The 9,927-nt window shown below is 72.6% G+C and carries 9 protein-coding genes; 6 read left to right on the top strand and 3 right to left on the bottom strand.

The features are described 5' to 3' along the window. Window positions 1-202 precede the first annotated feature (202 nt). The 3 genes from ABZW03_RS29690 to ABZW03_RS29680 are packed head-to-tail and all read left to right on the top strand — an operon-like array spanning window position 203 to window position 2,629. Window positions 203-442, top strand: coding sequence for a hypothetical protein (locus ABZW03_RS29690; RefSeq protein ID WP_355264885.1), 240 nt, complete (start codon window positions 203-205; stop codon window positions 440-442). Between the two features lie 28 nt (window positions 443-470). Then, window positions 471-1,271 carry an ABC transporter ATP-binding protein gene (locus ABZW03_RS29685; protein ID WP_355264882.1) on the top strand — a complete coding sequence of 267 codons (801 nt, stop codon included), beginning with the start codon at window positions 471-473 and terminating at the stop codon, window positions 1,269-1,271. Beyond that, window positions 1,271-2,629: an FtsX-like permease family protein gene (locus ABZW03_RS29680; RefSeq protein WP_355264879.1), complete on the top strand. Its 1,359-nt coding sequence runs from the start codon at window positions 1,271-1,273 to the stop codon at window positions 2,627-2,629. Before ABZW03_RS29685 ends, ABZW03_RS29680 begins: the two co-directional genes overlap by 1 nt. On the opposite strand, the gene ABZW03_RS29675 is transcribed toward ABZW03_RS29680, so the two are convergent. The 3 genes from ABZW03_RS29675 to sbnB form a co-directional block, all read right to left on the bottom strand. Then, window positions 2,521-3,636 carry a LysR family transcriptional regulator gene (locus tag ABZW03_RS29675; protein WP_355264876.1) on the bottom strand — a complete coding sequence of 372 codons (1,116 nt, stop codon included), beginning with the start codon at window positions 3,634-3,636 and terminating at the stop codon, window positions 2,521-2,523. The genes ABZW03_RS29680 and ABZW03_RS29675 overlap by 109 nt on opposite strands. Window positions 3,637-3,862: 226 nt before the next feature. Then, on the bottom strand, window positions 3,863-4,663 hold the full coding sequence (locus ABZW03_RS29670; protein ID WP_355264873.1) for an AfsR/SARP family transcriptional regulator: 801 nt from the start codon (window positions 4,661-4,663) through the stop codon (window positions 3,863-3,865). A 311-nt stretch (window positions 4,664-4,974) separates the two neighbouring features. Beyond that, a complete protein-coding gene (sbnB, locus tag ABZW03_RS29665) occupies window positions 4,975-6,057 on the bottom strand; it encodes a 2,3-diaminopropionate biosynthesis protein SbnB (RefSeq protein WP_355264870.1) in 1,083 nt (360 codons plus the stop codon). 295 nt (window positions 6,058-6,352) lie between these two features. Between sbnB and ABZW03_RS29660 the strand changes: the two genes are divergently transcribed. From ABZW03_RS29660 to ABZW03_RS29650, 3 genes are read left to right on the top strand one after another with little or no spacing between them, the layout of a single operon-like run. Beyond that, on the top strand, window positions 6,353-7,903 hold the full coding sequence (locus tag ABZW03_RS29660; RefSeq protein WP_355264867.1) for a tryptophan halogenase family protein: 1,551 nt from the start codon (window positions 6,353-6,355) through the stop codon (window positions 7,901-7,903). A gap of 30 nt (window positions 7,904-7,933) precedes the next feature. Then, window positions 7,934-9,253, top strand: a complete 1,320-nt coding sequence (locus ABZW03_RS29655; RefSeq protein WP_355264864.1) for a cation:proton antiporter — start codon at window positions 7,934-7,936, stop codon at window positions 9,251-9,253. Then, window positions 9,250-9,813, top strand: a complete 564-nt coding sequence (locus ABZW03_RS29650) for a flavin reductase family protein (RefSeq protein WP_355264862.1) — start codon at window positions 9,250-9,252, stop codon at window positions 9,811-9,813. The genes ABZW03_RS29655 and ABZW03_RS29650 overlap by 4 nt, the downstream gene beginning before the upstream one ends. Window positions 9,814-9,927 lie beyond the last annotated feature (114 nt).

The raw sequence follows: 9,927 nt of genomic DNA, 5'->3' as shown, positions 1-9,927 counted from the left end.
CGCAAGGCGGAGGAGGGAGCCACTGCGGAGCATTGGCGACCGACGACAACGCGGCGAGGTGCGTGCCCCGGCGTCGCGAGCCCGACTGGAATCGTCAGACACGCCCTAACCGAAGCACGGCGCCCGCGGGGGACGCGGCGTCCGAAGGAAACACGGCGTCTGTGAGGAAGCGCGACGCTCGAAGGAACGGAAAGGGACCCTCATGAGCGGCGGCGTGATCGCCATCGTCATCACACTGATCGTCATCGGCGGGATCAGCCTCAGCATCGTCTCGTACTTCACCCTCCAGCGGCACCGCGCGGACGCCGCCGCGATGGCCGCCTACCGGCGGCTGGCCGAGGACACGCTGGCCGGCCAGAAGCTGCTCCGGGGTGAACTGCGCGCGCTGACCGCCCGGTTGGCCTCGGTCGAGGACCTGCTGCGAAGCGTCGACGAACACTGACATCCGTCCGGCACCCACGGAGTTGCCCATGACCACCGCAACCGTGCACGGCATCACCGACGCCGTGCGACTGAGGAACGTCCGCCGCAGCTACGGCAACGAGCGCAACCGGGTCGTCGCCCTCGACGACGTGTCGGTGGGCTTCGGCCGCAGCACCTTCACCGCCGTGATGGGGCCGTCCGGATCGGGCAAGACCACCCTGCTGCAGTGCGCCGCCGGGCTGGACCGGCCGGACTCCGGCTCGGTCTCGCTGGACGGCCTGGAGCTCGCCGGGCTCAGCGAGAAGGAGCTCACCAGGCTCCGCCGGGACCGGATCGGCTTCGTCTTCCAGGCCTTCAACCTGCTGCCCGCGCTGAGCGTGGCCGACAACGTGGCCCTGCCGCTGCGGCTGGCCGGGCGCCGGCCCTCCCGGGAGAGCGTCCAGCGGGTGCTGGAGCAGGTCGGCCTCGGGGCGCGCGGCGAGCACCGGCCCGGCGAGCTGTCCGGCGGCCAGCAGCAGCGGGTCGCCATCGCCCGGGCCCTGATCACCCGGCCCGCGGTGCTGTTCGGCGACGAGCCGACCGGCGCCCTGGACACCCGTACCGCGGTGGAGGTCCTGCGGCTGCTGCGCCAGGCCGTCCACGGCGACGGGCAGACCGCCGTCATGGTCACCCACGACCCGGTCGCCGCCTCCTACGCCGACCGGGTGCTGTTCCTGGCCGACGGACGGATCGTCGACGAGCTGAGCGGCGCCTCGGCCGACACCATCGCCGAGCGGATGACCAGGCTCGGCGCCTGGGGCGACGACGCCGACGCCCCCGCCGACCGTGCCGGAGAGGCGGCCCGCTGATGTTCACCCTGGCCCTGCAGACCCTGCGGTTCCGCCGCACCAGCTTCGTCGCCTCCACCGTCGCGCTGTTCTTCGGCGCGGTGATCCTCACCGCCTGCGGCGGCCTGATGGAGACCGGCATCCGCCACCGGGTGCCGCCGTTCGCGGACGTTCCGGCCGGCACCCAGCAGGCGGCCAGCCGGCTGATCTCGATGTCCGCGGTGTTCGGCGGCATCGCCGCGATGGTCACCGTCTTCATCGTCGGCTCCACGCTGGCCCTGGTGGTCCAGCAGCGGCTCGGCGAGATGGCGCTGCTGCGCGCCATCGGCACCCTGCCCGGACAGCTGCGCCGGATGATCGTGGTGGAGACCCTGGTGGTCGCGCTCCTCGCCGTCGCCCTCGCCCTGGTGCCGGGCTACCTCGCGGGCGAGTGGATGCTGGCGCGGATCGCGGCCAGCGGGGTGGTCCCCGAGGGGATCGCCTACCACGCCGGCTGGATCCCGATGGTCACCGCGGCCGGCACCTCGATGCTCGCCGCGCTGACCGCGGCCTTCATCGCCTCCCGCCGGGCGGCGCTCTCCCGGCCCGCCGACGCGCTCGCCGAGTCCCGCCTCCAGCACCGCTGGCTGAGCGGCCCGCGGCTGGCCTTCGCGGTGCTCTGCCTGGCCGGCGGCACCGCCCTGGCCGTGGTCACCGGGACGGTGATGAACGGCGAGGTCGCGGCCAGCACGGCCGGCCCCTCGGCGATGCTCTGGGCCGGCGGGATCGCCCTGCTCAGCCCCGGGCTGACCAAGGTGCTCACCGCGGTGTTCCACCGCCCGCTGCGCGCGCTGTTCGGCCTGACCGGGGACCTGGCGATGGACAACGCCCGGGCCCGCCGGATCCGGATCGCGGGCGCGGTCAGCCCCGTGATGCTCGCCACCGGGCTGTCCACCGCGCTGATCTACCTGCAGACCACGCTGTCCGCCGGACAGGGCGGCGACGGGGTCGGCGCCTGGGTGGACTACCTGCTGGCCGGCAGCATCATCGCGTACGCGGTGATCTCCCTGGTCAACACCCTGGTGGTGGCGGCCGCCGAGCGCCGCCGGGAGTTCGCCCTGCAGCGGCTGGTCGGCGCCACCCCCGGCCAGATCCTGGCGATGACCGGCATCGAGTCGCTGCTCGTCACCACCGTCGGCACGGTGCTCGGCACCTTCGTCGCCGGGGCGACGCTCGCGCCGTTCCGGATGGCGCTGGACGGCTCCTGGCTGCCCCGGGGGCCGCTCTGGATCTACCTCTCGATCGTCGGGTTCGTCGGGGCGCTGACCGCCCTGGCCAGTGTCTCGGCCACCGGGGCGGCGCTGCGGACGCCCCCCGCCGAGGCGCTCGCCACCCTGTGACCGGCGCCGGGCCCGGACCGGTCCGGGCCCGCCCGGCCGGCTCCGCCGCGCTGCACCCGGGGCGGCAGGAAGGACTCCAACTCGACGAAGTCCTCCGGGTGTTGGGTGACCCACGACCAGTAGCAGGGGATCGTCCGGGCGTACTCGCAGTAGTAGCGGCGCAGGGTGTTCAGCAGCCGGCGCTGGATGTCGCCGGTCACCGAGTCGCTGCGCCAGACCAGCAGCATGTCGGTGCCCTCGGCGACGGAGACCGGGACCAGCCGCACCTCGCGGGTGGCGCCGGTGGGCGGGGTCAGCGCGGCGGCCCGGGCGTCCCGGACCCAGTTCATCGCCTCGTGGTGGCCGTCGACGTAGTGGAGCACCTCCGGGTCGAACCCGCCGATGGCGGCGAAGAGTTGCTTCTCGATCGGGTGGAACCAGTGGTCGCGGGTGTAGCGCACCCAGCGCAGCGCGGCGAGCTGCGCCGGGCTCACCGTCTCGTGGCCGACCAGGCAGTGGTCGTGCGGGAGCGCCACCCAGACGGGCTCCCGCACGATCACCGTGCTGGCCAGGGCCAGTTCGTCCGCCTCGGCCGAGGCGGCCAGCGCGACCCCGGGCACCATCGCGGCGTGCAGGGTGCCGCGGGACACCTGCGCGATGGCCGCGTCGGGGCTGAGCGTCTCGGTCTGCACCTCCTTGACCGGCAGGGCGGACTTGAGCGCGCTGCGCAGCGAGGGCGGCGTCCACTCGGCGTTCCCGAACCGGAACACCTCGGTGAAGTGGGCGGCCGCCTCGGCGATCACCCGGTCCGCGTGCCGGACGAGTTCGGCCAGCATCGGGATGAGCCGCTCTCCCAAGCCGGTCGGAATGATTCCGGTCCTGGTCCGTACGAACAGTTCGCCGCCGACCGCCCTTTCGATCCGCTTCAATTGTGCGGTGAGGCTCGATTGCGGGAGGTTCAATTGGGCCGCGGCTCTGGAAATGCTGCCCAGCCGGTCGATGGTGGTGACGATCTTGGCATGCCTCAACTCGACGTCCACTGGGCCCCCGTCCGCGATTCCCACTTCTCGCGTAGCCACCAGGAAAATTCCAAGGCGGTCGCCACGCTAACAGAGCGATCCTGGGGCGTCCACAGTCGGACCGCGCGCGAACGGGGCGGAATCGGGCGGTGTCCGCGGGGCCGAATGCGCGGCGCGATCGGTGATCGTTCTTCCGGGATTCCGGGATTCCGGAACGGGCATATGCCAAGCGGAATCAGGCCGGTACGGGTCCGGCGAGGTCCAGCGCCCGCCGCGGCTCGCCGAGCAGGTCCGCCTGCCGCAGGATCGCCTGGTAGGCGTGGTGCAGCGCGCGGCCGGGCTCCAGCCCCAGGTCGTCGGCGAGGCGCCGGCGGGTGCTGTGGAAGACCTCCAGCGCCTCGGCCTGCCGGCCGTCGCGGTAGAGCGCCAGCATCAACAGCTCGCTCAGGCGCTCCCGTTCGGAGTGCTCGTCGGCGAGCTGGCGCAGTTCGGAGACCGGGACGCGGGCCGAGTCCACGGCGAGCTTGGCGGCGGTCAGGTCCTCGTACGCGCTGATCCGGCGCTCCTCCAGGTGGGCCGCCCTGATCCGGCAGCGCAGCCCGTCGCAGGAGTCCATCAGCGCTCCGCCGCGCCACAGGCCGAGCGCCTGCTCCAGGGTGGCGATGGCCCGGGCCGGGTCCCGGCGGACGAGGTCGCCGCCCTCGTCGGAGAGCCGCAGGAACCGGTGCGCGTCGATCGCGTCCGGCGGGACGTCGAGCAGATAGCCGCCGTTCGCGGTGCGCAGGGTTTCGTCGCCCTTGCGGCCGGTCACGGATTCCAGCAGCCGGCGCAGCCGTCCGACATTCGCCTGGAGGGCGTTGCGGGCATTGGCCATCGGTTGGTCGCCCCATAACTCGTCCACGATCTCGTCGAACGGGACGGGTATCCCCGGGGAGGTCGCCAGCAGGGTCAGTACGACGCTGGTCCGCTTCGACGCCATGGTGTAGTGCTCGTTCTCGTGGGACAGGAGCAGCGGTCCCAGAAGCTTGATTTCCACAACAGCATCCCCCATTGGTCCGAGCCGTCCAGGTGAGTCTGCGCGACGCCGGAGCGGACCGGGAGATACCAGCTGGGCGGGGGAGCCGCGGGCGGGTGGTATGACGCGCCCTGTTCATGACACCCAGGGGGCGCCGGATCGACGGGGGAGCGATCCGGCGCCCTGCTCGGGGCGGGGGCGCGGCCTGGCCGTGCCGCCCGGTGACCGGCCGAAACGGGGACGCAGCGTGACGGCTGGTCCTGATCTGTCGACCTGTCAGAAGAATGCTACAGGTGGCGGATTGAGCTGTCCATGGGGAGTCGGAATTGCCGCTACGGTTGCCGGGCTCCGCTGCCGTAGCGGTCCAGCTCGTGGAAGAAGCCGTCCACGACGCCGAGTTCACCCCGGGCCGCCAGTTCATCGTAGACGAACCTGCCGACCGCGAGGTCCAGGACGCCGAGTCCGAACGGAGAGAACACCACCGGGCGGTCGGTCGGCACCTCCACCCGGCCGGCCATCACCTCGTGGAGCGTGCCGTCGACGAAGTCCCGGTTGCCGGTGAGCCGTTCGGTCAGGTGCGGGGAGGTCTCGGCCTTCAGGCAGTGCTCGACGTCGTCCAGCACGTTGGCCGAGGCGAGCAGCACCTCGGGGGTCAGGTCGCGCAGCGAGACGTTGAGCACCACCGGGTTGTGCGAGAACCACGCGGGGTCGGTGATGTGCGGCCGGGCGGCGACGGTGGCCAGGACCACCAGGTCCGAGGAGCGGACGAGCGCCTCGGCGCTGTCGTGCACGGTGATCCGGGGTGCCGCGCAGGGGCCGTCCGGGGCGGTGCCGTCCGGGGCGGCGCGTTTCAGGTAGCCGCGGAAGCCGGCCGCGTGCTCGGCGGACAGGTCGTGCACCCCGACCTCGTCGAACTCCCAGCCGGTGCGGGCCAGATAGGTGTGGATGTGCCGGGCGATCAGGCCGGTGCCGACGAAGCCGACCCGCCGCGGCCGGGGCCGACCGACGGAGAGCCGGTCGGCCGCCAGCGCGGCCGAGGCGGCCGTGCGGGCGGCGCTGATGATCGAGCTCTCCAGGCAGGCGATCGGGTAGCCGGTCGCGGGGTCGTTGAGCACCAGCACCGCGGAGGCCCGGGGCAGGCCCGCGGCCACGTTCTCCGGGAAGCTGGAGATCCACTTGATCCCGTCGACCGGCGCGGCGCCGCCCACCGAGGCCGGCAGCGCGATGATGCGCGAACTCGGCCGGTCCGGGAAGCGCAGGAAGTACGACGGCGGGTTGACCGTGCCGCCCTCGCCGTGCACCCGGTAGGTCGCCGCGACCAGGTCGAGGGTGTGCTTCTCGTTGCCGGACAGCACGCTGTGCACCTGCGCGCCGGGGATCACGGCGAACTGCGGGATCGTCCGCTGCTGCGTCATGGGCTGGCTCCGTCTCGGGGGGAGATCTGGCCACAGCAGTGTGGCTGACCTGCGCTGACACCGCGCTGACGAACCGTCAGGTGTTCGAGTCGTTCGGCAGGTACGGATCAACCCGACCTGCGACTTTCGGCCAGTGCCAAATGACCTGGTCGGACCTTACGCCGTTGCCTAGAGTCGCTCTCTGGTGGCGCCGCCCTCAGCTTCTTCCAGCGGGGTGACGACCGACGGCGCCACCGCTGCCGGTGTCCGGCACCTCCCCTGCCGGCACACGTGGACCACCGAAGAGGAGTGACCAGTGCTCGACCGGGTTGTGATCGTAGGCGGCGGAACAGCGGGATGGATGACGGCCTCGTACCTGAAGGCCGCGTTCGAGGACCGGGTGGACATCACCCTCGTGGAGTCCGGCAACGTCTCCACCGTGGGCGTCGGCGAGGCCACCTTCAGCGACATCCGCCACTTCTTCGAGTTCCTCGGGCTCAAGGAGAAGGACTGGATGCCGGCCTGCAACGCGACGTACAAGCTCGCCGTGCGGTTCGAGAACTGGCGCGAGCCCGGCCACTACTTCTACCACCCGTTCGAGCAGATGCGCTCGGTCAACGGCTTCCCGCTCACCGACTGGTGGCTCAAGCAGGGCCCCACCGGCCGGTTCGACAAGGACTGCTTCGTGATGGCCTCCGTCATCGACGCCGGCCTCAGCCCCCGCCACCTCGACGGCACCCTGATCGACCAGCCCTTCGACGAGGGCGCGGACGAGATGCAGGGCCTCACCATGTCCGAGCACCAGGGCAAGACCCAGTTCCCGTACGCCTACCAGTTCGAGGCCGCGCTGCTCGCCAAGTACCTGACCCAGTACGCGACCGACCGCGGGGTCAGGCGGATCGTCGACGACGTCCAGGAGGTGCGGCTCGACGAGCGCGGCTGGATCAGCGGGCTGCGCACCGCCGAGCACGGCGAACTCACCGGCGACCTCTTCGTCGACTGCACCGGCTTCCGCGGCCTGCTGCTCAACAAGGCGCTGGAGGAGCCGTTCATCTCCTACCAGGACACCCTGCCCAACGACAGCGCGGTCGCCCTCCAGGTGCCGATGGACATGGAGAAGCGCGGCGTCCTGCCGTGCACCACCGCGACCGCCCAGGACGCCGGCTGGATCTGGACGATCCCGCTGATGGGCCGGGTCGGCACCGGGTACGTCTACGCGAAGGACTACCTCTCCCCGGAGGAGGCCGAGCGGACCCTGCGCGCCTTCGTCGGCCCCGCCGCCGCCGAGGTCGAGGCCAACCACATCAGAATGCGGATCGGCCGCAGCCGCAACTCCTGGGCCCGCAACTGCGTGGCGATCGGCCTGTCCAGCGGCTTCGTGGAGCCGCTGGAGTCGACCGGGATCTTCTTCATCCACCACGCCATCGAGCAGCTGGTCAAGTACTTCCCGGCGCAGGACTGGAACCCGGCCCGGCGCGACCTCTACAACCGGGCCGTCGCCCATGTCATGGACGGCGTGCGCGAGTTCCTGGTGCTGCACTACGTCGCCGCCAAGCGCACCGACACCCAGTACTGGCGGGACACCAAGACCCGGGCGATCCCGGACGGGCTAGCCGAGCGGCTGGAACTCTGGAAGCACCAACTCCCTGACTCCGAAACGGTGTTCCCGTACTACCACGGCCTGCCGCCGTACTCCTACATGTGCGTCCTGCTGGGCATGGGCGGCATCGAGGTGGCGCACTCGCCGGCCCTGGACCTGACCGACGGCGCCGCCGCGGAACGGGAGTTCGCCCAGATCCGGGAGAAGACCGAGCGGCTCGTCTCGGCCCTGCCCAAGGCGTACGACTACTTCGCCCGGATGCGCTGACCACGACCCCCGGGAAGGGGCCCGTTCATCATGGACGTCCTCCAGTTCCTGACCCGCGTGGCGCACGCGGCCGCCGTCCTCGGCGTCGTGCTGCTGATCGCCGTGGCGGGGAGGAGAGTCGCGCGCCGTCTGCGGCAGCCGGAGGTGATCGGGGAGATCACGGGGGGCCTGCTGGCCGGGCCCGCCGTGATCGCCCTGGTCGGTCGGCCCGCCTTCGACGACGTGCTGCCGGGGCCGGTGTTCGACCTCGTCAAGAACGTCGCCGAGGCCGCCCTGGTGCTCTTCCTGGTCGGCCTCGCCCACAAGCTGCGCCGGGGCCGGGAGCGGCTGCCCCGGCGCAGCACCACCTGGATCGTCACCGGGGCCCTGGTGCCGCCGCTGGCCACCGGCTGCCTGCTGGTCGGACTGGTCGCGCTCACCGGCGACCGGGCGGCCCGCGGCACCGCCCCGCTGCCCGCCTACCTCCTGATGGTCGCGGTCACGATGTCCATCACCGCCGTCCCGGTGATGGCCCGCATCCTGGCCGACCGCGGGATGGGCGACACCGTGCCGGGCCGGCTCTCGCTGGCCTCGGCCGTGGTCATCGACGCCGTCGGCTGGCTGCTGCTCTCGGTGGCGATCAGCCTGGGCGCCGGGGACCTCGCGCGCTCGCTCCACTCGCTGCGCGCCCTGGCCGTCGGTGTGCTCTGCGCGCTGGCCATCCGCTACGCGCTCGGCACCCGTACCGCCTCCCGGCTCTGCGGCCGCTCGCCCCGGGCGATGGCCGTCCTGGTCGGGGCGGCCGCCCTCGCGGTGGCCTTCACCATGGAGCACCTCGGCATGACGTCGATCCTCGGCGCCGCCCTGGCCGGGCTGGCGATCCCGCACGACGACGGCGGCCCGTGGACCCGCGTGGTGTCCACGGTGTCCCGGTCGGGACAGTTCCTGACCCCCGCCTTCTTCGTGGTCACCGGGATCACCGTGCTCACCCGCGCGTTCTCCGCCACCTCCGGGGTGCTGATCGCGGGCACGGTCCTGCTCGGCTTCCTCGGCAAGGGCCTCGGCGGGTACGCCGGGGCCCGGCTCGGCGGCCAGCGGCCCCGGGCCGCCCGGCGGATCGGCGCGCTGATGAACACCCGCGGGCTGACCGAGCTGATCGTCCTCCAGGCCGGCTACGCCTCCGGGGTGCTGCCCGCGCCGCTGGTCCTGGCGCTGGTGGTGATGGCGCTGGCCACCACGGCGGCGACCGGGCCGCTGCTGGGACTGTTCGACCGGCTGGAGGGCCGGCCGGCGGGGGCGGGGACCGGGGCGGCCGGTGTGCCGGCCGTGGCAGCGAGGGAGTCCGTCGAGACGGAAAGCGGTGCGAGATGACCGAGTACGCGGGTGAACCGGCCGGGACGGTGCGGAGCGCGGGAGCCGTGCGGACGGGGGGCGTGGGGACGGCCGGGGCCGCGCCCGAGGAGTTCCGGACCATGATGAGCGGGTTCCCCACCGGCGTGAGCGTGGTGTCCGCCACCGGCCCCGACGGCGTCCCGAAGGGCATGACCTGCTCCGCGGTGTGCAGCGTCTCACTCGACCCGCCGACCCTCCTGGTCTGCCTGCGCGACGGCAGCCCCACGCTCGAAGCCGTCACCGGCAGCGGCCTGTTCGCGGTCAACCTGCTCCACGAGGACGCCCGGGGGACGGCCGAACTGTTCGCCTCCGGCAACCCGGACCGCTACCAGCTGCTCCCCTGGGAACAGACCCCGGACGCGGCCGGCCCGCACCTGGTGCGCGACGCCCACACGGTGGCGGACTGCGCCGTGGTGCTGACCCAGCGGGTGGGCGACCACGTCACCGTGTACGGCGAGGTCCGCCGGGTGGTGCGGCGCCACCCGCCGCGGCCGCTGCTGTACGGGCTGCGGCAGTTCCGGGCCTGGCCGCGGGGCTGACCCCGGCGGGACGGACGCGGCCCCCGGCACCTCCTCCGGTGCCGGGGGTCCCTGCCACTCCGGCGGCCGGTCAGGAGGCGAGCAGCAGCGAGGTGCTCCGGGGCCGGGCGCCGC

The sequence above is a fragment of the Kitasatospora sp. NPDC004799 genome, from assembly GCF_040609095.1.
GTDB lineage: Bacteria > Actinomycetota > Actinomycetes > Streptomycetales > Streptomycetaceae > Kitasatospora.
This window is presented reverse-complemented; position numbering and strand designations above follow the sequence as displayed.

Bases quoted from the DNA above. Each gene is read 5' to 3' on its own strand.
- sbnB (WP_355264870.1), bottom strand. From the start codon at position 6,057: ATGACGCAGCAGCGGACGATCCCGCAGTTCGCCGTGATCCCCGGCGCG.
- ABZW03_RS29680 (WP_355264879.1), top strand. From the start codon at position 1,271: ATGTTCACCCTGGCCCTGCAGACCCTGCGGTTCCGCCGCACCAGCTTC.
- ABZW03_RS29685 (WP_355264882.1), top strand. From the start codon at position 471: ATGACCACCGCAACCGTGCACGGCATCACCGACGCCGTGCGACTGAGG.
- ABZW03_RS29655 (WP_355264864.1), top strand. From the start codon at position 7,934: ATGGACGTCCTCCAGTTCCTGACCCGCGTGGCGCACGCGGCCGCCGTC.
- ABZW03_RS29650 (WP_355264862.1), top strand. From the start codon at position 9,250: ATGACCGAGTACGCGGGTGAACCGGCCGGGACGGTGCGGAGCGCGGGA.
- ABZW03_RS29690 (WP_355264885.1), top strand. From the start codon at position 203: ATGAGCGGCGGCGTGATCGCCATCGTCATCACACTGATCGTCATCGGC.